The 26250-nt window shown below is 68.2% G+C and carries 23 protein-coding genes and 1 pseudogene; 11 read left to right on the forward strand and 13 right to left on the reverse strand.

Going from position 1 to position 26250, the window contains the following annotated elements:
* Nucleotides 1-666 precede the first annotated feature (666 nt).
* The 3 genes from ACZ5ZX_RS33270 to ACZ5ZX_RS33280 form a co-directional block, all read right to left on the reverse strand.
* Nucleotides 667-1923 (reverse strand): HNH endonuclease signature motif containing protein, encoded by a 1257-nt coding sequence (locus tag ACZ5ZX_RS33270; protein WP_465505951.1) that lies wholly within the window; start codon nt 1921-1923, stop codon nt 667-669.
* A 184-nt stretch (nt 1924-2107) separates the two neighbouring features.
* Nucleotides 2108-3574, reverse strand: a complete 1467-nt coding sequence (locus ACZ5ZX_RS33275; protein ID WP_465505952.1) for an SDR family oxidoreductase — start codon at nt 3572-3574, stop codon at nt 2108-2110.
* Nucleotides 3575-3624: 50 nt separating this feature from the next.
* Nucleotides 3625-4098, reverse strand: a complete 474-nt coding sequence (locus ACZ5ZX_RS33280) for a MarR family winged helix-turn-helix transcriptional regulator (protein ID WP_465505953.1) — start codon at nt 4096-4098, stop codon at nt 3625-3627.
* Nucleotides 4099-4204: 106 nt separating this feature from the next.
* Here ACZ5ZX_RS33280 and ACZ5ZX_RS33285 point away from each other — a divergent pair, with 106 nt between their 5' ends.
* Nucleotides 4205-6226, forward strand: coding sequence for an MMPL family transporter (locus ACZ5ZX_RS33285; RefSeq protein ID WP_465505954.1), 2022 nt, complete (start codon nt 4205-4207; stop codon nt 6224-6226).
* On the opposite strand, the pseudogene ACZ5ZX_RS33290 reads toward ACZ5ZX_RS33285, so the two are convergent.
* Nucleotides 6189-7595 (reverse strand): annotated as a pseudogene (locus ACZ5ZX_RS33290) (MFS transporter); the annotation flags it as partial. The gene ACZ5ZX_RS33285 and the pseudogene ACZ5ZX_RS33290 overlap by 38 nt on opposite strands.
* Nucleotides 7596-7713: 118 nt before the next feature.
* Between ACZ5ZX_RS33290 and ACZ5ZX_RS33295 the strand changes: the two are divergent.
* The 4 genes from ACZ5ZX_RS33295 to ACZ5ZX_RS33310 are packed head-to-tail and all read left to right on the forward strand — an operon-like array spanning nt 7714 to nt 10983.
* Nucleotides 7714-8934: a cytochrome P450 gene (locus ACZ5ZX_RS33295; protein ID WP_465505955.1), complete on the forward strand. Its 1221-nt coding sequence runs from the start codon at nt 7714-7716 to the stop codon at nt 8932-8934.
* A 5-nt stretch (nt 8935-8939) separates the two neighbouring features.
* Nucleotides 8940-9614 (forward strand): TetR/AcrR family transcriptional regulator, encoded by a 675-nt coding sequence (locus ACZ5ZX_RS33300; RefSeq protein ID WP_465505956.1) that lies wholly within the window; start codon nt 8940-8942, stop codon nt 9612-9614.
* Nucleotides 9611-9811, forward strand: coding sequence for a ferredoxin (locus ACZ5ZX_RS33305; RefSeq protein ID WP_465505957.1), 201 nt, complete (start codon nt 9611-9613; stop codon nt 9809-9811). The genes ACZ5ZX_RS33300 and ACZ5ZX_RS33305 overlap by 4 nt, the downstream gene beginning before the upstream one ends.
* Nucleotides 9808-10983, forward strand: coding sequence for an NAD(P)/FAD-dependent oxidoreductase (locus tag ACZ5ZX_RS33310; protein WP_465505958.1), 1176 nt, complete (start codon nt 9808-9810; stop codon nt 10981-10983). The genes ACZ5ZX_RS33305 and ACZ5ZX_RS33310 overlap by 4 nt, the downstream gene beginning before the upstream one ends.
* 8 nt (nt 10984-10991) lie before the next feature.
* On the opposite strand, the gene ACZ5ZX_RS33315 is transcribed toward ACZ5ZX_RS33310, so the two are convergent.
* Entirely contained in the window at nt 10992-12161 is a 1170-nt protein-coding gene (locus tag ACZ5ZX_RS33315) for an MFS transporter (protein WP_465505959.1), read from the reverse strand.
* Nucleotides 12162-12243: 82 nt separating this feature from the next.
* Here ACZ5ZX_RS33315 and ACZ5ZX_RS33320 point away from each other — a divergent pair, with 82 nt between their 5' ends.
* A complete protein-coding gene (locus tag ACZ5ZX_RS33320) occupies nt 12244-13224 on the forward strand; it encodes an ArsR/SmtB family transcription factor (protein ID WP_465505960.1) in 981 nt (326 codons plus the stop codon).
* A gap of 7 nt (nt 13225-13231) precedes the next feature.
* Here the strand turns inward: ACZ5ZX_RS33320 and ACZ5ZX_RS33325 are convergent, their stop codons facing one another.
* From ACZ5ZX_RS33325 to ACZ5ZX_RS33345, 5 genes are all read right to left on the reverse strand, one after another.
* A complete protein-coding gene (locus tag ACZ5ZX_RS33325; RefSeq protein WP_465505961.1) occupies nt 13232-13534 on the reverse strand; it encodes a DUF1905 domain-containing protein in 303 nt (100 codons plus the stop codon).
* Between the two features lie 71 nt (nt 13535-13605).
* Nucleotides 13606-14241, reverse strand: coding sequence for a TetR/AcrR family transcriptional regulator (locus ACZ5ZX_RS33330; RefSeq protein WP_465505962.1), 636 nt, complete (start codon nt 14239-14241; stop codon nt 13606-13608).
* A 1-nt stretch (nt 14242) separates the two neighbouring features.
* Nucleotides 14243-15451, reverse strand: coding sequence for an NAD(P)/FAD-dependent oxidoreductase (locus ACZ5ZX_RS33335; protein WP_465505963.1), 1209 nt, complete (start codon nt 15449-15451; stop codon nt 14243-14245).
* Between the two features lie 2 nt (nt 15452-15453).
* Complete coding sequence (locus ACZ5ZX_RS33340; RefSeq protein ID WP_037338602.1) at nt 15454-15648, reverse strand: ferredoxin; 195 nt, start codon at nt 15646-15648, stop codon at nt 15454-15456.
* The gene (locus ACZ5ZX_RS33345) at nt 15645-17045 is read right to left on the reverse strand and encodes a fatty acid desaturase (RefSeq protein ID WP_465505964.1); all 1401 of its coding nucleotides are present in this window, start codon (nt 17043-17045) and stop codon (nt 15645-15647) included. Before ACZ5ZX_RS33345 ends, ACZ5ZX_RS33340 begins: the two co-directional genes overlap by 4 nt.
* 192 nt (nt 17046-17237) lie before the next feature.
* On the opposite strand from ACZ5ZX_RS33345, the gene ACZ5ZX_RS33350 reads away from it, so the two are divergent.
* The 4 genes from ACZ5ZX_RS33350 (at nt 17238) to ACZ5ZX_RS33365 (ending at nt 21280) form a co-directional block, all read left to right on the forward strand.
* Complete coding sequence (locus tag ACZ5ZX_RS33350) at nt 17238-18248, forward strand: SdiA-regulated/phytase-like domain-containing protein (protein ID WP_465505965.1); 1011 nt, start codon at nt 17238-17240, stop codon at nt 18246-18248.
* Between the two features lie 100 nt (nt 18249-18348).
* Nucleotides 18349-19245 (forward strand): hypothetical protein, encoded by an 897-nt coding sequence (locus tag ACZ5ZX_RS33355; RefSeq protein ID WP_465505966.1) that lies wholly within the window; start codon nt 18349-18351, stop codon nt 19243-19245.
* Entirely contained in the window at nt 19242-19697 is a 456-nt protein-coding gene (locus ACZ5ZX_RS33360; RefSeq protein ID WP_465505967.1) for an ester cyclase, read from the forward strand. Before ACZ5ZX_RS33355 ends, ACZ5ZX_RS33360 begins: the two co-directional genes overlap by 4 nt.
* Nucleotides 19698-19795: 98 nt before the next feature.
* Nucleotides 19796-21280, forward strand: coding sequence for an alpha/beta fold hydrolase (locus ACZ5ZX_RS33365; protein ID WP_465505968.1), 1485 nt, complete (start codon nt 19796-19798; stop codon nt 21278-21280).
* A 35-nt stretch (nt 21281-21315) separates the two neighbouring features.
* Here the strand turns inward: ACZ5ZX_RS33365 and ACZ5ZX_RS33370 are convergent, their stop codons facing one another.
* From ACZ5ZX_RS33370 to ACZ5ZX_RS33380, 3 genes are all read right to left on the reverse strand, one after another.
* The gene (locus tag ACZ5ZX_RS33370) at nt 21316-22071 is read right to left on the reverse strand and encodes a ZIP family metal transporter (protein WP_465505969.1); all 756 of its coding nucleotides are present in this window, start codon (nt 22069-22071) and stop codon (nt 21316-21318) included.
* A gap of 88 nt (nt 22072-22159) precedes the next feature.
* On the reverse strand, nt 22160-24394 hold the full coding sequence (gene katG, locus ACZ5ZX_RS33375; RefSeq protein WP_465505970.1) for a catalase/peroxidase HPI: 2235 nt from the start codon (nt 24392-24394) through the stop codon (nt 22160-22162).
* Between the two features lie 35 nt (nt 24395-24429).
* A complete protein-coding gene (locus ACZ5ZX_RS33380) occupies nt 24430-24861 on the reverse strand; it encodes a Fur family transcriptional regulator (RefSeq protein WP_465505971.1) in 432 nt (143 codons plus the stop codon).
* Nucleotides 24862-25527: 666 nt separating this feature from the next.
* Here ACZ5ZX_RS33380 and cmk point away from each other — a divergent pair.
* Entirely contained in the window at nt 25528-26169 is a 642-nt protein-coding gene (gene cmk / locus ACZ5ZX_RS33385) for a (d)CMP kinase (protein WP_465505972.1), read from the forward strand.
* Nucleotides 26170-26250: the final 81 nt, after the last annotated feature.

A 26250-nucleotide genomic window follows, 5' to 3' on the forward strand; every position in this document is an offset into this window, starting at 1 on the left:
GGCATCCTTGGGCGGAAGGGCGTGTGCAACAAGGTCGAGGGTTCGTCGCAGTTCGGCCGGGTCGGGGCAGCATTGCGGTACACCGCAGCCACTGTGAGGGTCCCAGAGTCGATGCATGGGTTCGTGGACGAACAGTCTCCAAGCTTGAAGTGCTTCGGCGGCGGCGCCGGGCCATAGCCGGGTGCGTTCGAGGCGGGCGATGCTGGCTCGCCCTCGGGGTGAGAGGCCCTGAAGCGTGAAAATCCGCTCGTCAGTGCGGCAGCGGCGATGAGTATCGGCCCGGACACGGGCTGGCGATCTATGCGGCATTGCCCTTTCGGATGGTCGACATAGCGTTGATTGTGCCACGCGCAGGCTTCGGTGCGGCGAGGTTCAAGCGGCTGATGCCGTGGGGGTTGGTAATGGGTGCGGTTGCGGAGCATGGCGAAGAGGACGTCGCAGCGTCGTCGGCGAGGCAGATGAGGGCGGCGTTGTGTTTCTTGCCTTCGGCGCGGCCGCGTCGGGTGGCGGTGCGGTAGAGGGTCCCGCCTCGGTGGGATGCTCGGTGATCCCAACCGGCGCCGTGTCGCGGCCAGCCCACAGGGGCACCAGAGATGTTCTGGTGCCTGGGGTCCGCCGTCCCCGGCGGACGGAGGCGTTCAGCCCACAGAGGGACATCAAGCAGGTCTATGTCCTGAGGTGCATGGTGTTGCGCCTCGGAGCCCCGGTGGGGTCGAGATAAGCGGGTGGGGTGAACTCCGGCAGCCCGTCTTGGGCGATCTGGACTTTCCATTCGCTGTGGTGGATCAGCCGGTGATGCCGAGTGCACAGGAGCACGAGATTGTCGATCTTCGTTTCGCCGTGGTGCCGCCAGAAAACGATGTGGTGTGCGGTGCAGCGGGGCACCGGCATGTCGCAGCCGGGAAACGCACAGCCGCCATCGCGGAGGGTGAGTGCGTACTTCTGGGCCAGCGACACCGTCCGTTTCGACCGGCCGATGTCCAGTGGTTCGCCCGCGGTCCCGAGAACACCGGGCCGGACACGGGCATCACAGGCGAGGATGCGGGCGTCGGTGGCGCTGATCGGCCCGACCAGATCCAGATGCGCCTCACCGATGTCCCGGATCAGGTCCTCGTAGGACATGGTGACGAGAATGTGGGTGGCCTCGCCCGCCTGCCCAGGCAGGTTCCGGCTGGTGGTCTTCAACCGCGCATAGTCGGTGAAGGCGTCTCCGTAGCGTTCGTCCTGGGTGCGGGAGTCCCGGACCCCGTCGATGGCTTTGTGTGGTTTCGCCATCGGATCCAGGTCGGACTTCAACCGCGCATACGTCTCCAGATCCAACCGGGCCTTGAGACCCAGGGTGCCGTCACGGTGCTTGACGAACCGCAACTCTGGCCGCGTGTCCTTGGGGTCCTCACTCCGGGGCTCTTTGCCGTCGGGATCCAGCTTGTCCAGCAGGCGTCGTCCGGCGCGGGCGATCTGCCGGGGCCCGGCACACCGGGCCAAGTCGACGAGGATTTTCTCCCCGCCCCGCACTGCCTCCTCCGACACCGTGGACGGAATCCGGGCGAGAGTGCGGATGATCGCGTCGATCTGCGCACCGCCGATCGCACCCTCCGCCGCCGCCTCCGCGGTCAACGGCGCCAGCGGCGGCTCAGGATCTCCACCGATAGACGGCCCAGGATGCAACGCCAGAACCCGGTCAGCACGGGCCCCGGCTTCCGCGTCCGTGACCTGGAAGTCCTCGAAAATCATCGCCGCCAGCGTCGAATGACCCGAGCAACCACGGACACCGCGGGAATTGATTTCCGCGAGGATCGCGTACTGCTCCGCCTCCAACTGCCGCTTCAACACCTCGATTTCCTGCTTGCGGGCGTGCAGCGTCGCAGTATCGGCACGCCACCACTCGGAGCGCACCGCCTGAGGTCTGTTTTCGCTGGCCACGCCCCCAACAATACCCGTGCTCGAACACCTGTACTATCGCATATTCAGACTACACGGGCACAAACTACGGCCAAGAAACTACGTAGCACGCGTAGACACCTTCGCGAGCAGTGAGCGACGTAAAGCCACAAACCATTACACGAGCCACACCTAAGGAATGATTCCCAGAACCCGGAATCACCACTCACGACTGCACGGCCGCTTTCTGCGCCGCCCCGGTGATGTTGCGGACCATGCCACCGAAGATGACACCGTGGAACGGCGCGATCCCCTTCCAGTACGCGTGCCCGGCGAAGCCGTGTGGCTCGAACACCGCACGCTGCTTGTAGATCGTCCCGCCGTTCCCGTCGGGCTCGACGCCGAGTTCGAGCCAGGCTCGTCCCGGCAGCTTCATCTCCGCGCGGAGCCGCAGCAGGCGTGGCCGGTCGAGGTATTCGACGCGCCACCAGTCCAGTGCTTCGCCCAGGTGCAGCCGCCGTGGATCCCGGCGGCCGCGCCGCAGCCCGACGCCGCCGACGAGCCGGTCGGCCCAGCCTCGGACGGACCACGCCAGCGGGAACGAGTACCACCCGTGTTCGCCGCCGATCGATTCGATGACATCCCACAGCGCCTCCGGCGAGGCGTCCGTCCTCTGCTCACGTTTGTCCTCGTAGACCGTCCCGCCCGCCCAGTCCGGGTCACTCGGGAGCGGATCCGAAGGTGCCGAGGCGGTCGACGCGTCGGACCAGCGGGTCGGCACGTCGGCGTTGCGGATCCGGGTCAGCGCCAGGCCGACGGCGTGTTCGTAATGGGTCAGGCCCGCTTCCGGGTCGGGGATGTGCTCGGCGATCGCGTGGTCGTGACAGACCACCTCGTGCACCAGCGATTCGATCAGCGGGACGGCGATCGACTTCGGCACGGGGGTCACCAGGTTGACCCACTGCGCCGAAAGCCACGGCGTCAGCACGGGCACGGGTACGACGGCTCGCCTCGGCAGCCCGGCGACGACGGCGTAGCGGCGCATCATGTCCAAATAGGTCAGGACGTCGGGACCGCCGATGTCGAAGGCACCTTGTACGTCGGGCGGCAGATCCGCGGCATGCACGAGGTAGTGCAGCACGTCCCGGATGGCGATCGGCTGGATGCGGCTGCGCACCCATCGCGGGGTGACCATCGCCGGGAGCCGCTCGGTCAGATAGCGCAGCATCTCGAAACTCGCCGAACCCGAACCGATGATCACCGCGGCCTGCAGGACGATGGCGGGCACCCCCGACTCCAGCAGGACCCGGCCGACCTCGGCCCGCGACGCCAGATGCGGCGACAACTCGTCGTCGTCCGGCACGATGCCGCCGAGGTACACCAGCCGTCGCACGCCCGCCGCCTTCGCGGCCTCGGCGACCGTACGGGCAGCCTCCCGGTCGATCTCGACGAAGTCCTTGCGCGACAAGGAATGCACGAGGTAGTAGACGACCTCGCCGTCAGTGAGCACCTGCTCGATCGACGCCGGATCGGTGACGTCGCCGCGTTCGACCTCGACGCGGTCACGCCAGGGCTCTTCGGCGACCTTCTCCGGAGAGCGCGCCACCACGCGGACCTCATGACCGGCGTCGAGCAGCTGGGGCACCAGCCGCCCGCCGACATAACCCGTCGCACCGAGCACCACACATCGCATTCCACCGAGTCTTCCCGGAGGAGGCCGGTGGCGCAGCCCGAGTGGCCCGTTCAGGGGGCCAGGCGCCCGCGGACCTCCACCGTCGCGGCGATGCTGCTCCGGAGGAACCGGGCGACCGTCCGGCGCTCGTCCTCCCCCAGATCCCGCCACGCCGCGGAGAAACGCTCACCCAGCGGAAGGAAGAACTCGGACCCGATCCGGCGGGCCTGGTCGTGCATACGCAGTTCGACCTTGCGCCGGTCGGTCGCGCTGCGGTCCCGGTAGAGGTGCCCCGCCCGCTCCAGCCGGTCGAGCACCGCGGTCGTCGCGGACGCACTGAGATGCAGCGCCTCCGCCAGCCGGCTCGGACTCATCGGTGTGCCCATCTTGGCCGCGTCCATGATCACCGCGAGCGCGTTGAGATCGGTCCGGTGCAGGCCGTGGGCCTCCCCGAACATCTCGGCGAACCGGTCCGACTCGACGGTCAGTTGACGCAGCAGGAGGACGAGCAGGGCGTCCGTGACCTCCTCGGTGTCCTCAGCCACGCCCGAAACCTCCCCTCACGCTGCACCGGCCAGGCGACCACTCTACTATTTCGATGGTCGAACTATTCACTCGTCGAAGTAGTATTGCCACGGGAGCCATCCGCTCATGATCTCGGAAGTCGAACACCCCACCCGCACGCGGTCACGTCTGCGCTGGCTGCTCCCCGCGCTCGTGGCGGTGGCCTGGCTGATCTTCGGCGGGCCGTACGCGGGCAAACTGAGCCAGGTCACGGAGAACGACAGCAGCAGTTTCCTGCCCGCGTCGGCCGAGGCGACCGAGGTCGGCGAACTCCAGAAGCGATTCTCGAGCGCCGCCGTCATCCCGGCGATCGTCGTGGCCGAACGGCCGTCCGGCCTGACCGAGGCTGACAAGCGCTTCCTCGCCGACCGGACCTCGAACGCGCGGCTCGTCCCCGCGCCGGAGAGCGACGCCGGCGCCCAGGTCGTCGTCCTGCTCGACGCCAAGGGCGATCCCGGTGACGTCGTCGAGGCACTGCGAGAGGCGCTGGCCCGTGACACCCCCGACGGCCTGAAGGTTCTCGTCACCGGCCCCGCCGCCCAGGTCGCCGACCTCAAGGAGGCGTTCGGCGGGATCGACGGGCTGCTGCTCCTGGTCGCGGGCGCGGTGGTCGCGCTCATCCTGATCATCGTCTACCGAAGCCCGTTGCTCCCGCTGCTCGTCCTGTTGTCGGCCGTGTTCGCCCTCGGGACGGCGAGCCTCGCGGTGTACCTCCTCGCGGACAACGACCTCCTGGCTTTGAACGGGCAGAGCCAGGGGATCCTCTTCATCCTCGTCTTCGGCGCCGCCACGGACTACGCGCTCCTGATGATCTCCCGCTATCGCGAAGAACTCCGGACGACCGACGACGCCCGGACCGCCCTGCGCACCGCATGGCGCTCGACGATCGAACCGATCGCCGCCTCCGCCGGGACCGTGATCCTCGGCGTCCTCTGCCTGCTGTTCAGTGACTTGAACTCCAACAAGGGACTCGGCCCGGTCGCCGCCATCGGCATCGCCGCCGCCCTGCTCACGACGGTCACCTTCCTGCCCGCCGTTCTGGCCTTGTGCGGCCGCAACGCCTTCTGGCCCTTCCGGCCGACAGTGGCTCCGCCTCGCGAAGAGACCGGCAAGCTCTGGGGACGCGTCGCCGGCTGGGTCGCGCGTGCTCCCCGCACGATCTGGATCGCCACCACCGTCGTCCTCCTGGCGGGTGGTGCGTTCCTGCCGCAGCTCAAGGCTTCCGGAACCGCGCAGTCCGACGTCTTCCTCACCCCGGTCGACTCCGTGGCGGGACAGGAGGTCCTCTCGCGCTACTTCCCCGGTGGCTCCGGCTCCCCCACGGTGATCGTCACCCCTGCCGGACAAGCCAAGACGGTGACCGAGCTGGCGCGCGTCCCCGGCGTCTCGGACCTCCGTCAAAGCGGCGAAGCCGACGGCCTCGCGAAAATCGACGCTGTGCTGGCCGATCCCCCGGACTCCGACGCGGCAGTCGCGACCGTGGAACGGATCCGCTCGGCCGTGCACCCGGTCGACGGCACCAAGGTCGGCGGCCCGACGGCGACCCTGCTCGACACCAGGACGACGTCCGAGCACGACCGGATGGTGATCATCCCGATCGTCCTGGTCGTGATCTTCCTCGTGCTCGCCCTCCTGCTGCGTTCATTGCTCGCACCGCTGCTGCTGATCGCCACGGTGGTGCTGTCGTTCGCCGCCACGATGGGCGTCTCGGCGCTGGTGTTCAACCACGTCTTCGACTTCCCCGGCGCCGACCCGGTCGTCCCCCTGTTCGGCTTCGTCTTCCTCGTCGCGCTGGGCATCGACTACAACATCTTCTTGATGACCCGGGTCCGCGAGGAGGCGGGCAGGATCGGCACGAGGGAAGGGACCCTGCGCGGCCTGCGGGTCACCGGCGGCGTGATCACGTCCGCGGGGGTCGTCCTCGCCGCGACCTTCGCCGCCTTGGCCGTCCTGCCGATCCTCTTCCTGGCCCAGCTGGCGTTCATCGTCGCGTTCGGCGTTCTGCTGGATACCCTTCTGGTCCGGTCGCTGCTGGTACCGGCGCTGACGATCGACGTCGGACGGAGGATCTGGTGGCCGTCGAAGCCGGCGAAAGCGGACCGGGGATGAACGCGGCGATCGCCAGTGCCACGAGGGCGGTCCCGCAACCGAGTCCCATGATGAGCCGGAAGCCGCCCTGCGACGGGACCGCGACCGGGCCGAAAGACACGGTCAGCTGCGCCAGGATCACCCCCGCGACGGCACTGGACACCGAGGTGCCGATCGCCCGCATCAAGGTGTTGAGGCTGTTGGCCGCGGCGGTCTCCGAGACCGGGACGGCGCCCATGATCAGCGCGGGCATCGCGCCGTAGGCGAGGCCGATCCCGGCCCCGATGGTGGCGGACACCAGCACCAGTTGCCACACGTTCGCCATCAGGACGGTGCCGAAGCCGTACCCGGCGGCGACCACGAGGGCGCCGGCCATCAGCGTCACCTTGGGGCCGCGCGCCTTCGTGATCCGCGCGGAGAGCGGGGCGGTCAGCATCATCACGACCCCGGACGGCACCAGCACCAGTCCGGTGACCAGCATGGTCTGCCCGAGCCCGTATCCGGTCCCCGTCGGCAGCTGCAGGATCTGCGGCAGCACCAGCGACTGCGCGAACATGGCGAACGCGAACACGATCGACGTCAGATTGGTCAGCAGGACCTGACGCCGGGTGGTCGTCCGCAGATCCACCAGTGGCCTGGCCGTCCGCAGCTCCCACCAGCCCCACAGCAGCAGAACCAGCGCGGCGGCGCCGAACAGGCCCGAAGTCCGTCCGCTCGCCCAGCCCCACTGCCCGCCCTTCGAAATCGCCAGCAGCAGACAGACCAGCGCCACCGAAAGCCCGGCGGCGCCGACGAAGTCGAACCGTCCGCCGGTCCGCACACTCGATTCCGGAACGAAGGCGAGCACGAGCCCGGTCACGATGGCGCCGAGCCCGGCCGCGATCCAGAACAGCAGATGCCAGTCGGCGTTCTCCGCGAGCAAGGCGGCCGCGGGCAGGCCGAGTGCGCCGCCGACGCCGAGTGACGCGCTCATCGTCGCGGTCGCCGACGCGAGCCTCTCCGCCGGGAGTTCGTCGCGCATGATGCTGATCCCGAGCGGGATCACCCCGGCCGCGAACCCCTGCAGCACCCGGCCGGCGACCATCGGGACCAGTGTGTCGCTGAGCGCGGCGAGCACCGAACCCGCGATCAGCATGCCGAGGCTGAGCAACAGCATCCGCCGCTTCCCGTACATGTCGCCGAGCCGGCCGACGACCGGTGTCGCGACCGCGCTCGCGAGCAACGTCGCCGTGATCACCCACGTCGTGTCGGCCGCCGGCGCGTGCAGGAGTTCCGGCAGTTTCGGGATCAGCGGGATGACCAGGGTCTGCATCAGCGAGACCACGATCCCGCCCAGCGCTAACACCACCACGACGAGCCGAGGTCGTGGCACGGCGGACGACTGGGGCATACGAGGCCTCCGGTGAAGAGCACGAGTGAGTGCGACCAACTTAAGTCAGTTGATTGACTTATGCCAACACTCCGGGCACTGTGTGAATCAAGGAACCACCACGCTGAAGGAGTCCTTGATGACGCAGAGCGACCAGGATCGGCTGCCGAGCTTCCCGTTCCCGACCGAGGCCGCACTGGCGCCGCCCGCCGAATGGGCCGAGTTCCGGGCCAAGTGCCCGGTCGCCAAGGTCGCGCTCGCCAGCGGCGACGAGGCGACGCTGCTCACCCGGTACGCGGACGTCAAACGCGTCCTGTCCGACCCGCGGTTCACCAGGCCGACCCCCGAGGACAAGGCGGCCAGGGTCGCGGACACCGAGTCGGGCGGGGTCTTCAACAGCGAGATGGCCTCGGTCATCCCCCAGCACGGCGAGGCGCACCTGAAGTGGCGCCGGATGCTCGGGAAATGGTTCACCGCCAAGCGGATGACCGCGCTCCGGCCGCGGATGGAGGCCATGTCCGTCCAGTTGATCGACGAGATGGTCACGAAGGGACAGCCCGCGGATCTCAAGGCGGGCTTGGCCTTTCCGCTCCCGGTGTGGGTCATCTGCGACATGCTCGGGGTGCCGGACACCGACCGGGACCGCTTCGCGCACTGGTCCGACGTCATGCTCAGCATGACCCGGTACACCCAAGCGGAGTTCGACGTCGCGCAGGCGGAATTCGGCCGGTACATGGGCGGGCACATCGCCGCCAAGCGGGCGGAACCGGGCGAGGACATCCTGAGCGCGCTCATCACCGACACCGACGTGGACGGCGAGCGCTGGTCCGACAAGCTGCTCGTCGCCACCGGGATCGGCCTGCTGATCGCCGGGCACGAGACCACCGCGAACATGATCGCGAAGATGGTGGCGATGCTGCTGGAGGACCGGACCCGCTGGGAGGCCCTGCTCGCGGACCGGACGCTGATCCGCACCGCCGTCGAGGAATCCCTGCGGATGGACGCCAACGCGGGCATCGGAATGTCGCGCTACCTCACCGAGGAATTCGAGGTCGGCGGCACCACCTTGCCGGCGGGCACCACCGCGATGTGCAGCATGGCGGCCGCCAACCGCGACGAGAGCGCGTTCGAGGCCGCAGGCGACATGACACTCGATCGCAGCCCGAACCCGCATCTGGCGTTCGGCGCCGGAGCGCACGCGTGCCTCGGGCAGCCTCTCGCCCGTACCGAACTGCAGGTCGTACTCGGGGTCCTGCTGGAGAAACTGCCTTCGCTGGAACTCGCCGTCCCGGCGGCCGAACTGCGCAAGGTCGAAGGACTCGCCGTCGGCGGACTACGGGAACTGCCCGTGCGATGGTGATGCCCATGACGAGTGAGATCACCGGTGCCCGCGCCGAACGGGTGCACGCCACGCGGGAACTGATCCTGACCGCGGCGGAACGGCTGTTCGCCGAACACGGCGTGTTCGCCGTGTCCAACCGCCAGGTCAGTGAAGCTGCGGGGCAGGGGAACAACACCGCGGTCGGCTACCACTTCGGCACCAAGGCCGATCTGGTCCGGGCGATCGCGCGGCGGCATTCGGGGCCGATCGAGGAGATCCGCCGCCGGAAGCTGGCCGAACTCGGGGACAGCACGGACCCGCGGGACTGGATCGGCTGCCTGGTCACCCCGGTGGCCGAGCATCTGGCCACCCTCGGCAATCCCACCTGGTTCGCGCGGTTCGGCGCACAGGTCATGACCGATCCCGCGCTCCGCCCGATCATGGTCGAGGAATCGCTGACCTCGCCGTCACTGGTGCGGATCGTCGAAGGATTGCACCGGTGCCTGCCCGACCTGCCGCCCGAGGTACTCGCGGAACGCGGCGACATGGCCCGCCAGCTGCTGGTCCACATGAACGCCGAACGCGAACGCGCCCTCGCCGAGGGCACCCCCACTCCCCGGTCGTCCTGGCAGGACGCCGCGACCGGGCTCATCGACGCACTCGCCGGGATGTGGCTGGCACCGGTCACCCCCGGCCCGGACGGAGGAAAAGGATCATGAAGATCACCGTCGACCAGGACAAATGCTGCGGCGCCGGCACCTGCGTGCTGCTCGCCCCCGACGTCTTCGACCAGCGAGAGGAGGACGGCATCGTGATCCTGCTGGAGGACGCGCCCGGCACCGACCTGCACGACGTAGTCCGCGAGGCGGCGGACGTCTGCCCCGGCGCCGCGATCGCCGTGAGCGAGAACGCGTGACCGTGCTCGTCGTCGGCGCCTCCGCCGCCGGTCTCGCGACGGTGGAGGCGCTGCGCCGCAAGGGATATCAGGACGAGATCACGGTGCTGGGCGCGGAACCGCATCTCCCCTACGACCGGCCTCCACTGTCCAAACAGGTCCTTTCCGGACTCTGGGAGCCGTCGCGGACCCAGCTGCGACCCGCCGACCGGTTGTCCACATTGGACGCCGAGTTCGTGCTCGGAGACCAGGCCACGGCACTGGACGTCCAGGAGAGGGCCGTCCACACGGCGTCGGGCCGGACGCTGACCGCGGACGAGATCGTGATCGCCACCGGGCTGCGGCCACGCACCTTGCCGGATCAGGACGGACTGGCCGGAGTCCACGTTCTCCGCACCCTCGAAGACGCGGTGGGCCTGCGAGCGGACCTGCTGTCCTGCTCCAGGGCGGTGGTCGTCGGGGACGGCGTCCTCGGCACCGAGATCGCCGCGAGTGCCGCCGGGATGGGCGTCCACGTCACCCTCGCGGGACCGCAACCGGCGCCCCTGGCCGCCCAGTTCGGGCCGGTCGTCTCGGAACTGCTGGCGGAACTGCACACGTCCCGCGGTGTCGCCTTGCGGCTCGGCGCCGCGGTCACCGGACTGGCTTCACAGGGCGGACGCGTCAGCGGCGTGCGGCTGGAAACCGGCGAAGTACTCCCCGCGGACGTCGTCGTGGTGGCTTTCGGCGCCGCACCGGCGACAGAGTGGCTGGAAGGAAGCGGGCTGGCGCTGGCGAACGGTGTCGTCTGCGATACCCGATGCCGCGCCGCCGAGGGTGTCTACGCCGTCGGCGACGTCGCCCGCTGGCATCACGAGACCCTCGACATGGCGCTGCGGCTGGAGAACCGGACCAACGCCACCGAACAGGCAGGACACGTCGCCGGGGTCATCCTCGGCGACGACCGCCCCTATACCCCCGTCCCCTATTTCTGGACCGACCAGTTCGACGCCAAGATCCACGTGCACGGCACCCTCTTCGCCGACGCCGAAGTGTCCATTGTGGAGGGCGACCTGGCCGGACGCCGGTTCGTCGCGCAGTACCGGCGCGACGGCGCGGTGACCGGCGTCCTCGGCTGGAACATGCCCAAACAAGCCCGTCTGCGCCGTCCGGAACTCGCTGGAGGAACGCTGAGCACGCCCGGCTGCCCGTGACGTGGTGATCAGCGTTCGCCACGCATCGCGGGGATCAGCACCGGAAGCACGGACAGCAGCGCGACGCCACGCACGACACCGGCCACCGGATACGGAACACGAAGGCCGAATCGGTGGGCGAGCAGTCCACCGGTCAACGCGCCGAGCGGCATCAGGCCCCAGCCGACCAGCCGGTAAACGCTGTTGACCCGGCCGAGCAAGGTCGACGGCACGTTCCGTTGCCGGACGCCGACGGTCACGACGTTCCAGATCGTCGTGACGAACCCGCTCGCGGCCAAGAGCGCGCCGAGCATGATCACGTTCGCGCTGAACCCGATCCCGATGAAGACGAGGGCGTTCACGGCCAAAGAGGTGAGCAGGGCGCGCAGGTCGCCGAGACGGGTGACCAACCGCGCGCTCGTGAGCGCGCCGAGGACACTACCGATCGCAGCCCCGGCGAGCACGAGGCCGAACGCTCCCGAACCGCGACGCAGCTCGTCCGTCACGAACAGCACCAGGGTGGCGTTTCCGAGCTGACCGCAGAACGTGTTGACGCCGAGCAACAAGGCGAGGGCACGCAACAACCGGTGTCTCGTCAACCAGCGGAGTCCACCGAGGACATTCGCATTGTCCGAATGCTCGCGCCGTCGCCGGGGCAGCCGGGACAGCAACAGGGCGGCGATGACGAACGACACGGCGTCGACTGCGAACGGAAGGGTCCAGGCGAGCGCGAAGAACAAGCTCCCGAGGGGCGGCCCCAGGAACTGGTTGCCGACGGTCATCGCCACCTGCTGGCTACCGTTCGCCCGGTGCAACAGCTCCTTCGGGACGAGATCCGGGAGCACCGCTTGGGCGGCGTTGTCGTAGAAGACCTCGCAAGAACCGAGCGCGAGCGCCAGTACGACGAGGACCGGAACACCCAGCGCGCCCACGGCGACGAGCACCGAAAGGACGCCGACGACCAGAGCTTGGAGCACCTGCGTCCGCCACATGAGGAGGATGCGGTCAACCCTGTCGACGACGGATCCGGCGGTGAGGGACAGCAAAAGCCATGGCAGGTACGTCGCCACGGAGACCAGTGCGATATCCCGCGCGTCGTGGCTCACCGTCACCGCCACCAGGGGCAGTGCCGCGGTGAAGACGCCATTGCCGAGGCTGTCGATCCCGGTGGCCCGCCCACCACAGCCGCCGGTAGACACGGGGTAAGCGGGGCATGGTCGAATCGTGGCGACGTCACGCGACCCGGAGACACCTTTTAGTGCGGGGCTACATACTCGGGCGATGTCGATGACCATCGAACTCGGCGTCGCCGAACTCGCCGCGACCCGGTTCGCGCTCTCGCCGCTGTCCGAAACCGTGGCCTGTCTGCAGCAGATCGCCGGCCTCGACCAGAACACCGTCAACCTGCCTTGGCTCCGGTGGGCGCGCGAGGAACTCGACCGCGAACCACTCTCGCTTTCCTGGACGTGGCCGCTGCTCGTGAACGGCAGGCTCACCTGGCCGGAGTTCCTCGTTCCCGCTCCGCGGGATTCCGGGGCCTCCCTCGAAAACGACCTCGAGGCATTGCGGCGGACCTCCGGGGCTCAGGTCAAGGCCAGTCTTCACCGGGTCTTCGGCGGAGATCTTCCGCCCACCGCCGCCGCACTCGCCAAGGACCCGGCGTCCGGGCTACGGGAAATCGCCGAAGAACTCCGCCAGGCGCACGACCGCCTCGTCGCACCACAGTGGCCTCGGATCCGCGCGGTGCTGGACGCCGACGTCGGGCATCGGGCCCGGCGCCTCGCCGCCGGTGGTGCCGAGAGGTTGTTCGCGGATCTGCATCCGCACCTGCGTTGGCGCGCCGACCGGCTGATGCTGGTCCGCGACCGGCGGGAACGCACCGACCGCGTCGTCAACCGAGGGCCGGGCGGCCTGGTCCTGATGCCGGTCGTCCTCGGCTCGCCGTATGTCCTGATCAAAGAGAACACCTCGACCCAGACCACGGTGCGATATCCGGCGCGCGGCACCGGCACCCTGTGGGCGGCCGGGACCCGGCCGCCCCGGCACAGCACGGTGCGCCTACTGGGGCGGCCGCGCGCGGAACTCCTGCGGGCGCTCACTTCCCCCGCGACCACGACCGACCTGGCCCGCACTCTCGGCGTGACGCCGAGCGCCGTTTCCCAGCACCTCAAGGTCCTATGGGACAGCGGCCTCGTCGCGCGCGAACGCTCCGGGCGCAGCGTCCTCTACCTGACGACCGCGCTCGGCGAAAGCCTGCTCTGAGCCTCCCTCAGAGATCGATCAGCTCGACGGTCACCTTCGCGACATCACCCTCCTCGAGCCCTTCGGCCTTCCGGACCGCCTTCTTGACCGGCAGCACGTAAGCGCCGCGTTTGGCGTCCGGGAAGATGGACGTCTTCCACTTGCTGCCACCGATGCCGACCTGGACACGGACCGCGCCGAAGCCGCGACGCGGGCCGTCGGTGATCTCACGGATCTCCTCGGAGATGTCCTCGGGCAGGCTCACGAAGGTCCAGGTCTCTTCGCGGCGGGCGTCCCAGACCCACAGCTCGGCATCGAACACGACGATCATCCCCGGAGGGTCGCACAGGGGACCGACAATTCCCGCGCGGGATCGTGCAGAGCCCTGCCGAGGCCGCGGCCCTAATCCTGCGGAGGATGCCGCAGTGAGCGTGTCGTCGGAGTCCCGAGCACACGCGAGGCCATCCACGCGAGCGCGTCGGCCGTCCGCGCCGGGGTGTCCGACGGCTGCATGATGTGGCTCAGCACCGTCCGGACGACGACGTCGATCGCCACGTCCAGCTGCGCGGCGTCCAGCGGCGGGCCGTAGGAGCGCACGCGGCCGCGCAACATGATCGTCGCTTCGCTCAGCAGGCTGCCCGCACGAACCGTCAGCAGCGGCAGCAACTCGGTGTCGGCACCGTGTGTCGCCGAAACGATGGCGCGCAGCAGGAGGTTGTCGTCGGCGAGTTCGAGGACGCCGCGGACGGCGTCGTGGATCGCCTCGACGAGGTCGTCGGGATGCCGTTCGAAAGCCTCCCGGACGACCGAGAGGAACCTGCCGAGCTCGTGCGAGATCATCGCTTCGGCCAGCTGGGACTTCGAACCGAGCTCGTTGTAGACGGTCTGACGGCTGACGCCGACGATCTCCGCGAGTTTGCTCATCGTCACCGACGACCAGCCGGAGCGCACGGTCAGCTCGATCGCCGCCGCGACGATCGGCTGCCGGTACGGGCCACCCGTAACGGAGACTGAGGGTGCCTCGCTCATGATCGTCATTCTAGGCCGCCGTTCCCGCCGCGAACGCCAGCGCCTCCGGCCAAGGCGCCCGTCCGGCGATGTGGCGCCGGTACTTCATGATCTCGCGTGGCCGGTCGACGGTCAGCGCGCCGACGATCCGGTCCCCGCGCCGGTACAGCGCCGTGAACCCGCCGGAAGCCGGGACGGCGGCCACCACCTCGTCGGCGCGCGGGGTGCCGACGAACTGGATCCGGTGGTCGTACCAGTCCGACCAGAAGTACGGCACCGGCGCCAGAACGCGCGCCGACTCCGGGGCGAGCGCGTGACGAGCGGCCGCGGCACCCTGCTCCGCGGCGTTCGTCCAGTGCTCCAATCGCATCAGGTCGCCATCGAACAGCGGGTTCTCGGCGTGCGCGACGTCCCCGGCGGCGTACACACCCGGTATCCCGGTCGCGAGGGTGGCGTCGCAGACCACGCCGCCGTCGCGCTCGTGCAGCGGGACCCCGCTCCCGGCAAGCCAGTTCGTGGCGGGAGCGACGCCGATGCCGGTGACCACCAGGTCCGCGGGCAGCGTCTCGCCGGTCGAGAGCCGGACTCCGGTCACCACGCCACCGGCCGACTCCAAGCCGGTGACCGCCGTGGACAACCGCAGTTCCGTGCCCGCCTCCCGGTGCAGAGAAGCGCACACCTCGCCGGCCTCGGCTCCGACGGATCGGGCGAGCGGGACGTCGAGCGCCTCCACGATCGTCGCCGCCCGCCCGCGTTTCCTGGCCGCGGCGGCGACCTCCGAGCCGATGAAGCCTGCCCCGATCACGACCGTGCGTGCCCCGCGATCGAGCGCGGCCCGGATGGCCAGTGCGTCCTCGGCGGTCCGCAACGCGTGGACCCCGGCGATCCCGTCGCTCCCGGGCAGACGGCGCGCCGTGGCGCCGGTCGCGATCACCAGCGCGTCGTATGGCACGGCCCGGCCCGCCACCGCGACTTCCCGCGCGGCTGTGTCGAGCCCGTCCGCGGGTGCGCCGAGCAGCAGGTCGACGCCTAGTTCGTCGCGCAGAACCGCCTCGCTGTGGAACGGCTCGACCTGGCCTGGGCCTTCGGCGTCGAGGAACGACTTCGACAGCGGCAGCCGGTCGTAGGGCGGATGTTCCTCCGCCCCGATCAGCACGATCCGCCCGCGGTATCCGTCCCGCCGCGCGGCCTCCACCGCGCGCAGCCCGGCCAGCGACGCTCCCACGACGACCAACGTCATGATCAGTCCCGCAGCTTCAGGGCGAGGACCGGACAGGCGTCGACGGCGGCCGACAGGTCCTGCCGGTGCTCCTCGCCGGGCTGCTCGTCGAGCACCACGACGGTTCCGTCGTCACCCACCTCGAAGAAGTCGGGCGCCATCGCCTCGCACATGCCCAGGCCGTCGCATTTCGCGCGGTCCGCCTCGATCTTCATCATGCTCCGACCCTTCCCGGTGCCACGAAATCGATCTTTTCCCGCACACCGCAGTCCGGGCAGCACCACGAGTCCGGGATCGCCGACCACGGTGTTCCGGCGGGGAAACCCTCACGCGGGTCGCCGAGTTTCTCGTCGTAGACGTAGCCGCAGCCAGGGCACATCCCGCCATCGGACGCGTCGCCGTACGTGTCGGCGGCGGCGCGGGACGGCGCGGTGACGCGGGTTCCGTGGCGCGCGAGGATCTTGGCGCGTTTCGACGGCTGGATGTTGGCGCGGGAGATGTCGCCGTCGAAATGCGCGAGCACCCGCGGATCCATCACCCGGCGCCAGAGCGGCGGGAACAGGGCCAGCACGATCATCCCGGCGTATCCCGTCGGCAGCACCGGCGATTCCGCGAAATCGCGCAGCGTCTGGTAGCGGCGAGTCGGGTTGGCGTGGTGGTCGCTGTGCCGCTGCAGGTGATACAGCAGGACGTTGGTGGCGATGTTGTTGGAGTTCCAGCTGTGGCTGGGATCAACCCGTTCGTAGCGCCGCCGGTTCGGCGGGCCGACCTTCTGCCGCCGCATGCCGTAGTGCTCCATGTAGTTGACGACCTCCAGCAGCGAGAACCCGATCACTGCCTGGATCACCAGATACGGCAGGATTCCGACGCCCAGCCAGGCGATCATCGCCACCCAGAGCACCGCAGACATCAGCCAGGCGTTGAGCACGTCGTTGCCGATCCGGAACGGATGCCGGTCGCGCCGGGCGTACCGCTTGCGCTCCAGCCCCCACGCGGACTTCAGCGAGCCGAACACCGTGCGCGGCCAGAACCGGTAGAAGCTCTCCCCCACCCGGCTGCTGGCCGGATCCTCCGGAGTCGCCACCCGGACGTGGTGGCCGCGGTTGTGCTCGATGTAGAAGTGGCCGTAGAAGCTCTGCGCCAACGCGATCTTCGACAGCCAGCGTTCGTGGCTTTCCTTCTTGTGCCCGAGTTCGTGCGCGGTGTTGATGCCGATCCCGCCGATGCAGCCGATCGAGATCGCCAGGCCCACCTTGTCCACAACGGACAGATCACCCCGGGAGATGAGCCAGAACGCGGCCACGAAACCCGCGTACTGGATCGGCAGGAACGCGAAGGTGATCCACCGGTAGTAGCGGTCCTGCTCCAGCCGTTCGATCACGTCGTCGGGCGGATTGCTCCGGTCCAGGCCGGCGAGCAGGTCGATCAGCGGCACGACCACCAGGATCACGATCGGCCCGATCCAGAACCACACCCCCCACCCGGTGGCCGAGTGCAGCCCGATGGCGAGGAAAGCGAGCGAGGGGACCACCAGCCCGATCAGCCACAGATATCGCTTGCGATCGGTCCACCGTTCGGTCGAGCCCGCCGGGACCGTGCCCGTCATCTCGCTCATCGCACCCTCCTCCGTTGGCTGGGTTTACAAAACTGTAGGTGATGTACACCCCGTTTGACAAGTATCCACCTTTTGTAAATCCGCCGTTGCTTCATTTCGTGAGAACTTGGCGATATCTTGTGTTCGTAAGGAAACTTACTTAACTTGTGACGACACGCCGCGACCCACTTCGTCCGTCCCGAAGGAGCGCGAATGCCTCGATCATCCCGTCGGATCCGACCCGCCGCCGTGGCCGCCGTGGCCGCGGCTCTGCTGGCACTGCCCGCCACGACCGCCTCCGCGAGCACCGTGGCGAACAGCTCCTGGCCGGGCTCTTCCACCGTCACGAACGCCGACAGCTCGAACGTCCTCGGCGGCAACATGAGCGGACTGTCCTTCGGCGGACCCGACGTCCTCTGGGCGGTGAAGAACGGGCCGGGCACGCTGTACCGCCTCGTGCGCAACGGCACGAAGTGGCAGCCGGACACCGCCAACGGCTGGTCGTCGGGCAAGGCACTGCGTTATCGCGACGGCAACGGTGACCCCGATGCCGAAGCGGTCGTAGCGACCCCGGACGGCGTGGTCGCGGCCACCGAACGCGACGGTGACGAGAGCAGCACGAGCGCGCTCAAGGTGCTCCGGTACGACGTCTCGGGCACCGCCAAGACCCTCACCGCCAAAGCGGAGTGGAATCTGACGGCCGACCTGCCGAAAGTCTCGGCCAACGACGGTCTCGAAGCCATCTCCTGGATTCCGGACAGCGCCCTCACCGCGAAGGGTTTCGTGGACGAGCGCACGCAGGCGCCGTACAACCCGGCAGGCTATCCCGGTCACGGGACCGGCCTCTACCTCGTCGGCCTCGAAAGCAACGGGATGATCTACGCCTACGCACTCGACCAGGCAGGTGGGAAGTACACCCGCGTCGCGAGCTTCGCGAGCGGTCTCGACTCGATCATGGAACTCGAGTACGAGGCTTCGACCGGCAAGCTGTGGGCGGTCTGCGACGACAACTGCGGCGGCACCTCGACGACCCTCTCCGTCGGCACACAGGGCAAGTTCGCCGTGACCGCCACATACGACCGTCCGAGCGGGATGCCGGACTACAACAACGAAGGCTTCGCCATCGCGGCCACCTGCGCGTCGGGAAGCAAGCAGGTGGTCTGGGCCGACGACGGGAACGAAAGCGGCCACGCACTCCGCGCCGGGACTCTTTCCTGCGGCTGAACCGGCACCGTTCCGGCGCGGATCCGGGGGATCCGCGCCGGAATGGAGTGCATGGATTCCGGCCTTTGTTCCCGCCGGTGAGATGGACTACTTTGTCGGCATGAAATTCGCCTCCCTCGCTATTCTTCCGGCATTGGCCGCACCCCTGCTCTTACCCTCAGCGGCGTCGGCGGGCGACGGCCGGGAATCCATCGGCACCGGCATGACCTCGGGCGCCAGCGGTATCGCCGTCCTGAGCCGGGACGACGGCCGTATCGACGCACTGGTCTTGCGAGACAGCAAGAAATCCGGCGAGAACCGGGCGGCACGAGTCCGGCTCGTCGACGGCCGAGTGTCCAAGGTGGACCCGATCGACTGGCCGGGCGAACTCCCGGTCGACCTGGAAGCGGCCGAAGCGGTGCCCGGAAAAGCCGGCGAATTCATCGCACTGGCCAGCGGCGGTAAAGGCTTCCACATCAAGCTGAACGATCGGCGCCTGAAAGTGCTCGGCACCTTTCAGGTACCGAAGAGGGACGCCGACGACAATTACGAGAGTTTCGCACTGAAGAAGACGAATGGCCGATTGTTCGCGGTCTGGGCGGACCGGGGGCAGGACGCGCGCCCGGCGACGCTGTACTCCGCGGAGTTCTCGGTGTCGAAGCTGTCTTTCGGAAAAGTGAAGGCGATCCCGTTCCGCGTCTCGTACCCCACCACCCACGTCCGGCACGCCTCGGACGTCGAGATCACCGCCGACGACCGGATCCTGATCTCGTCGGCCTCCGACCCGGGTGACGACGGCCCGTTCGACTCCGCCGTATACGCGGCCGGATCGCTCCGCTCCGACGGTTCGATCGCCCTCTCCCCCGCCCCGGTGAGGATCGGTGACTTCCCCGGTCACAAGATCGAGGCGATGACCTGCCTCTCGCGCTCGTGCGACAGCGTGCTCTACGGAACCGACGACGAAGCCGGGGGCGGTAGTGTCCGGATCGTCACCAGTAACGAGCCGGAGGACCAGTGATCAGCGAAGACCTGCGCGAACGCCGCCTCAAGATCATCGAAGAACACATGGACACCGAGGTGACCCAGGAGTTCGACCGGACACTGGGCACCTTCAACGGCCATCCGCGCTACGAGATCATGGCGACCGGGCAGATCTTCGACGGCGACGAAGAGGTCATGGGCTACTACCGCATGACCCGCACGGCCTTTCCCGATCAGCGGCACGAAAACGTCCGCTACCACTTCGCCGACGAATCGGTCGTCGTCGAGTTCGACCTGCTCGGCACCAACCTCGGCGAATTCTACGGTCGCCCGCCCACCGGCAAGGCGTTCCGGGTGCCGATCATCGCGGTCTTCTTCTTCGACGAAGACCGGATCACCAACGAGCGGGTCTACTTCGACGCCGCCAGCCTGATCACCCAGGCGGGGCACGCCGAACTGCTGACGCTGCTCGCGGCGGGCGGGGCCTGAACCAATGGCCGCCCACATCGGCCGATCGGCCGATGTGGACGGTCGGGGCACGCGGAGAGGCTGACGGAGACCTGCCGTCGAGTCTTGGAGAACCACCCATGCCCCGAAACCGGGTCGCGACCGTGTTGCTCGCGACGACGTTGGCCGCGCTGGCGACACCGGCACTCGCCTCGGCGTCGTCGACCTCGCCGCTGGACTGGAAACTCTGCAAGGACGTCGCCAAGGACTGGCAACCCGCCGACGATCAGCGTACCGAATGCGCCATGGTGGCCGTTCCGGTCGACTACGCGAAGCCGGACGGCCGCAAGATCGACATCGCGGTCTCGCGGCGGAAGGCGGCCGACTCCGCCAAAAGGCGAGGCGTCGTCCTGCTGAACCCCGGTGGCCCTGGCCAGTCCGGGATCCACGAGCCGAGGTGGATCACCGACAGCAAGGCGGCCGCGATCGGGGTGGACCACGATCTCATCGGGTTCGATCCGCGCGGTGTGGACTACAGCGCCGACGTCGCCTGCCCAGCGCTTCCCGGTGACGACGCAGAACCATCGCCTTCCTTGCCGGACAAGGAAAAGGCCCGGTTCGTGTTCGAACGGGACGCGAGAGTGAACCAGCGGTGTGTCGCGGCCGATCCCGAGTTCGTCCGGAACCTGACCACCGACAACGTCGCCAGGGACATGGACCGGATCCGGGAGGCGCTCGGCGAGGAGAAGATCGGCTTCTACGGCGTCTCGTGGGGTACCGCCCTCGGTGCCGCCTACCGCACCCGGTTCGACTCCCATGTGGACCGGATGCTGCTGGACTCGCCCATGGCGCCGACCTTCGACGTCGGCGCCATGGACGACGCGATGATGGCGGCGGCCGACGTCACCGTCCGGGACTTCGCCGGCTGGATCGCGCGCTACGACGCGGTTTTCCACCTTGGTAGCACTCAGCCCGCAGTGCTCGATGCGCTGCTGAAGCTCCGCGACGAACTGACCGGACACCCCCGGACGGTGAACGGGGAGACCGTCGACGGCGAAACGGTGAAGAACTACCTCGCCGGTCCGCGGCGCGAGTGGGCGAATGCCGCCAAGGCCCTGGCGGCCCTGCGCGACGGCGTGACGCCCGGCGCGAAACCCGTGTCGGGTGGTGGCGCGGGCTTCGGCTGGGACACGAAACCGAGCGGGCACAACGCCTTCCAGCAGACGGCGATCCTCTGCAACGCCTCCGAAGGCCCTCGCGACTTCGAAACGATCTGGCAGCGACGGCTCGACCGCGTCCGCGCCTACCCGGCCGTCGCCTCCCCTGGGTTCTGGAACGGCCGGTGCGCGGGTTGGCCGCTGCCGGTCCAGCCGTGGAACTTCACAAAGGGAACCAGTCCGCTGCAACTGGCCGGGCACGTCTACGAACCGGTGACACCGATCGGCTGGGCGGTGGCCATGCACGAGCGGATCGGCGGTGCCCTGCTCACCATCGAGGACGATCACCACGGTTCGCTGTCCTCGCTCCCCTGCGCGAGCAAGGCGGTCCAGTTCTTCTCCACCGGCGAGACGAGCGACGAATCCTGTGCCGGAGCGCCGATCCCACCGCCGCACATCGGTCACTGACGACGGCTGCCACGGTGGGCGCGAACGGACGTCGTTCAGCCGTCGAGGCGCGAAAGGCCGAACGCGGTGAGGAAGCCCGCGACCGTGATCAGCCCGGTCCACAGGTGCGCGTCGTCGAAGGCCTCGGGAATCATCGTGTCGGCGATCATGGCGAGGATCGCTCCGCCCGCGAGTGCGGTGATCACGGCAAGCACGGTGCCGGACGCGCCACCGAGGAGACCATAACCGAGCAGTGCCGCCACCCCGCTGATCACGGCGATGCCACTCCAGAGCGTAAAGACATAACGCGGGCTTCGGCCTGCCCGCTTCATCCCCGAGGCGCTGGAGAGTCCTTCCGGGACATTGCTGATGAAGACGGCCGCCACGGTCACCACACTCACCTTCCCCCCACCGAGCAGGCTGGTTCCGATCACCATCGACTCGGGGACGCCGTCCAGCAACGCGCCGAGCGCGATCGCCGTACCGGAACCGGCCTGCTCCGCCTCGGACGGCTGCAGGTCACCCGACCGCTTGCGATGACGCGCGCCCCGCCGGGCGAGCACGATGTTGGCGAGCGTGTAGATCAGCGACCCGCCGAGGGCACCCAGGGCCGTCGGCAGGAAACCGCCCTTTTCGTGAGCCTCGGCGATCAGTTCGAAGGACACCGCGGAGATCAGGACCCCGCTGCCGAAGGCCATCACGCTGGCCACCGCCCTGCTCGGGATCCGGACCAGGAAACCGATCATCGCGCCGAACAGCAAGGCCGACCCACCGAGCAGACCCCAGCCGCCCGCCGCGAGCAACTCCGGCACGTGTCCCGTCTCCTTCCGTCCGGCGAAAACAGGCCGGGCCGGCCGCGAACCGCGGCCGGCCCGGTCTCAAGCCAGGTTCAGGCTCGGATCATGCCACGTCGTACCGGTCGGCGTTCATCACCTTGTCCCATGCCGCCACGAAGTCGCGGACGAACTTCTCCTTGGCGTCGTCGCTGGCGTAGACCTCCGCCACCGCGCGAAGCTCGGAGTTCGAACCGAACACGAGGTCGGCACGGGTACCGGTCCACTTGACCTCGCCGGTCGCGGAATCGCGGCCCTCGAAGGTCTCCGCGTCAGCGGACGTGGCGGTCCACTGAACACCCATGTCGAGCAGGTTCACGAAGAAGTCGTTGGTCAGCGACCCCGGCTTCGCGGTGAACACGCCGTGCGGGGACTGCTGGGCGTTGGCGCCGAGGACACGCAGGCCGCCGATGAGGACGGTCAGCTCGGGCGCGCTCAGGTTCAGCAGGTTCGCGCGGTCGAGGAGCAGGTACTCCGTCGGGAGACGGTGGCCCTTGCCCCGGTAGTTGCGGAAGCCGTCGACGGTCGGCTCCAGCGGGGCGAACGACTCGGCGTCGGTCTGCTCCTGCGTCGCGTCGGTCCGGCCCGGGGTGAACGGCACCTTGACGTCGTGTCCGCCGTCCTTGGCTGCCTGCTCGACGGCCGCGACGCCACCGAGGACGATCAGGTCGGCGAGCGAAACCTTCTTGCCGCCGGTCTGGGCGCTGTTGAAGGACTCCTGGATACCCTCCAGGGTCCGCAGCACCTGGGCCAGCGTCTGCGGGTCGTTGACCTCCCAGTCGCGCTGCGGCTCGAGGCGGATGCGGGCACCGTTCGCGCCGCCGCGCTTGTCGCTGGCGCGGAACGTCGAGGCCGACGCCCACGCGGTCGAGACCAGTTGCGAGACCGAAAGCCCCGAAGCGAGCAGCTTCTCCTTGAGGGAGGCGATGTCCGCGTCGTCGATCAGCTCGTGGTCGACGGCGGGCACCGGGTCCTGCCAGATCAGCGTCTCCTGCGGGACCAACGGGCCGAGGTAACGCTGGATCGGGCCCATGTCACGGTGGGTCAGCTTGAACCAGGCACGGGCGAAGGCGTCCGCGAACTGGTCCGGGTTCTCGTAGAACCGGCGCGAGATCTGCTCGTAGACCGGGTCGAACCGCAGCGCCAGGTCGGTGGTGAGCATGCCGGGCGCGCGGTTGAGCTTGCCGTCCTCGGGGTCCGGCACGGTGTTCTTCGCCTTGCCGTCCTTCGGCGTCCACTGGTGGGCGCCCGCCGGGCTCTTGGTCAGCTCCCACTCGTACTCGAAGAGGTTGTGGAAGAACCAGTTGCTCCACTGGGTCGGCGTCGGCGTCCAGGTGACCTCGAGGCCACTGGTGATCGCGTCACGGCCCTTGCCGCTGCCGAAGGTGTTCTTCCAGCCGAGCCCCTGCTCCTCGATCGAGGCGCCCTCGGGCTCGGGACCGACGTACTTGTCCGGGTCTGCCGCACCGTGCGTCTTCCCGAAGGTGTGCCCGCCGGCGATCAGCGCGACGGTCTCCTCGTCGTTCATCGCCATGCGGCCGAAGGTCTCGCGGATGTCGCGGGCCGCGGCCATCGGGTCCGGGTTGCCGTTCGGGCCTTCCGGGTTCACGTAGATGAGACCCATCTGCACGGCGGCCAGCGGGTTCTCCAGCTCACGGTCGCCGGTGTAGCGCTCGTCCCCGAGCCACGTGCGCTCGGGACCCCAGTACACGTCCTCGTCCGGCTCCCACACGTCCGCGCGGCCACCGGCGAAGCCGAAGGTCTTGAAGCCCATGGTCTCCAGCGCGCGGTTGCCGGTGAAGATCATCAGGTCGGCCCACGAGATCTTGCGGCCGTACTTCTTCTTGACCGGCCACAGCAGCCGACGGGCCTTGTCCAGGTTGCCGTTGTCCGGCCAGCTGTTGAGCGGGGCGAACCGCTGCATGCCCGCGCCCGCGCCACCGCGGCCGTCCTCGATGCGGTAGGTACCCGCGCTGTGCCATGCCATGCGGATCATGAAGGCGCCGTAGTGGCCGAAGTCCGCAGGCCACCAGTCCTGCGAAGTGGTGAGGACGGCGTCGACGTCCTTGGCGAGTTCGTCGAGGTCGACGGTCTTGAACTCGGCGGCGTAGTCGAACCCGGCGTCCATCGGATCGGAGGCCGCGGAGTGCTTCCGGAGGATCTTCAGGTTGAGCTGGTTCGGCCACCAGTCACGGTTGCCCGCGCCTTCGGTGGGGTGATTGCGGCGCCCCGCCGAGACGGGGCAGCCGCCCGCGCCCTCTTCGTTCATTTCGCCGACGACGGCGTCTGGGCTGTCAGACACAGGGATCCTTCCGGAGGATTCAGAGCTTGCAGGGCTCAGGAACGGGATTCTTTCGCGCAGTCGGGACACAGGCCCCAGTAGATGACCTCGGCCTCTTCGATCACGAAGCCGTGGTCGTCCGACGCGCTCAAACAGGGTGCGTGGCCGACGGCGCAATCGACGTCGGCGATGACACCACATGATCGACACACGACGTGGTGATGGTTGTCCCCGACCCGGGACTCATAGCGTGCCACGGATCCGGCCGGCTGGATGCGCCGGACGAGACCCGCGGTGGTCAGTGCCCGCAACACGTCGTAAATGGCCTGGTGAGAGACCTCGCCGAGCTCCGAACGCACGGCACCGATGATCGAGTCGGTGTCGGCGTGCGGATGGTCGCGTACCGCGGTCAGTACGGCCACCCTGGGACGCGTCACGCGCAGGGAGGCCCCGCGCAGCATCCGTTCGAAGTCCGGGTTCGTGGGCACGGCCGCAGTCTGGCCCATTTTCTGGAATGAATCAAGTTCGTGGATCCCGGGCGTGTCCCGCGCCACAGGACGCCACGAGGACCCCGCCCGCCGACTCGCGGCGGGCGAGGTGATACCTCCCAAGGGCGGCTAACCCTGTAGCCGTCACTTTTGTCGCCCTTGTTACAGATTTCATTCGAATGTTTTGCTTCGATGACAAAAACGGCCGAAGACCTATTCCTTCGATCGTTTTGCAATATTCCCGAAAGGGCGAGGTCAGCCGGTCGCCGAAGACTGGGCACCGGTCCGCACCTACCGCGGAAACGAGCCACGAAAGTGCGGAAATCGAACCGGATTTGCGCTCATGGCAAGGAATCTCCGCCACCGGAGGCCGCTTTGGTTACACATCAACCGAAAGAGGCTCTCCGATGCACCTGGAAGAGTGAGCGTCTTCAGCGGAGCGTCGCCGGCCCGGCATGATCGAATCCGCCGCGGGGCGCCCAGAACCGTTGCCAGAGCGCCGATCCGAGTGTTTCCGCTGCTCCAGGACCTGCTCAACATGGTGCCACGACCCGATTCTTCCGTGGTAGCGTCTGCGCCCTGTTCGAATTCGATCCCACTCGACGATCGCCCGATCCAGTCAAGGAAAACGACATGCCTGAACACGGTGCCGGTACCGTCATCGCGGTGGACGGCCCGGCGGCCGCGGGCAAGACCACCACCTGCCTGGCGCTGGCGAAAGCCTTCGACCTTCGCTACCTGGAAAGCGGCAGGACCTACCGCATCATCGCCTTCGAAGCCCTTCAACGGGAAATTCCGGTGGACGACGCACGAGAAGTCACCGGCCTCTGTGACGAACTGCTCGTGGAGAGCCACCCGGCCGGCCTGCTGACATCGGAGCGCTATGCTTCGGACAAGCTGCGCGAAACCCCGGTCAATGTCGCCGTTTCCGCCGTCGCGAAGATCGCGGACGTCCGCCAGCGGGTCACCGGTCTCATCAGGCTTTGGGCCAAAAGCCAAGCGCGCTGCGTCATCGAGGGCCGCGACATCGGGACGGCCGTCTTCCCGGCGGCACACGTCAAGTTCTACTTGACCGCTTCGCCCGAAGTCCGGGCGATGCGGCGAGTACGGCAGGAGCGGGCAGGTACTTACGAGAACGTGCTCAAGGACGTGATTCGCCGAGATGAAGCCGATATGAACCGAGCGGCGTCACCATTGGTCCCCGCCGAGGACGCCATCAGGATCGACACGACTCGGCTCACCATCGACCAGGTGATGAGCCGGATGTCGGCGGCGTGTCGCAATCGAGGGTTAGAGATCATTCGTTAGTGCGAGTAGGCTTCTGCTTTGTCTGCGACGAAGCTAAGTTGACCAACGGTATGACTTCAAGTGATCGATCAATGACAAGGG

This window comes from Amycolatopsis sp. NPDC033938, from assembly GCF_055575975.1.

What these genes read in the sequence shown, in the direction of transcription:
- ACZ5ZX_RS33350 (WP_465505965.1), top strand. Translation starts at nt 17,238, where the DNA reads ATGCCTCGATCATCCCGTCGGATCCGACCCGCCGCCGTGGCCGCCGTG.
- ACZ5ZX_RS33340 (WP_037338602.1), bottom strand. Translation starts at nt 15,648, where the DNA reads ATGATGAAGATCGAGGCGGACCGCGCGAAATGCGACGGCCTGGGCATG.
- ACZ5ZX_RS33355 (WP_465505966.1), top strand. Translation starts at nt 18,349, where the DNA reads ATGAAATTCGCCTCCCTCGCTATTCTTCCGGCATTGGCCGCACCCCTG.
- ACZ5ZX_RS33335 (WP_465505963.1), bottom strand. Translation starts at nt 15,451, where the DNA reads ATGACGTTGGTCGTCGTGGGAGCGTCGCTGGCCGGGCTGCGCGCGGTG.
- ACZ5ZX_RS33295 (WP_465505955.1), top strand. Translation starts at nt 7,714, where the DNA reads ATGACGCAGAGCGACCAGGATCGGCTGCCGAGCTTCCCGTTCCCGACC.
- ACZ5ZX_RS33305 (WP_465505957.1), top strand. Translation starts at nt 9,611, where the DNA reads ATGAAGATCACCGTCGACCAGGACAAATGCTGCGGCGCCGGCACCTGC.
- ACZ5ZX_RS33275 (WP_465505952.1), bottom strand. Translation starts at nt 3,574, where the DNA reads ATGCGATGTGTGGTGCTCGGTGCGACGGGTTATGTCGGCGGGCGGCTG.
- ACZ5ZX_RS33345 (WP_465505964.1), bottom strand. Translation starts at nt 17,045, where the DNA reads ATGAGCGAGATGACGGGCACGGTCCCGGCGGGCTCGACCGAACGGTGG.
- ACZ5ZX_RS33330 (WP_465505962.1), bottom strand. Translation starts at nt 14,241, where the DNA reads ATGACGATCATGAGCGAGGCACCCTCAGTCTCCGTTACGGGTGGCCCG.
- ACZ5ZX_RS33325 (WP_465505961.1), bottom strand. Translation starts at nt 13,534, where the DNA reads ATGATCGTCGTGTTCGATGCCGAGCTGTGGGTCTGGGACGCCCGCCGC.
- ACZ5ZX_RS33285 (WP_465505954.1), top strand. Translation starts at nt 4,205, where the DNA reads ATGATCTCGGAAGTCGAACACCCCACCCGCACGCGGTCACGTCTGCGC.
- ACZ5ZX_RS33300 (WP_465505956.1), top strand. Translation starts at nt 8,940, where the DNA reads ATGACGAGTGAGATCACCGGTGCCCGCGCCGAACGGGTGCACGCCACG.
- ACZ5ZX_RS33365 (WP_465505968.1), top strand. Translation starts at nt 19,796, where the DNA reads ATGCCCCGAAACCGGGTCGCGACCGTGTTGCTCGCGACGACGTTGGCC.
- ACZ5ZX_RS33320 (WP_465505960.1), top strand. Translation starts at nt 12,244, where the DNA reads ATGTCGATGACCATCGAACTCGGCGTCGCCGAACTCGCCGCGACCCGG.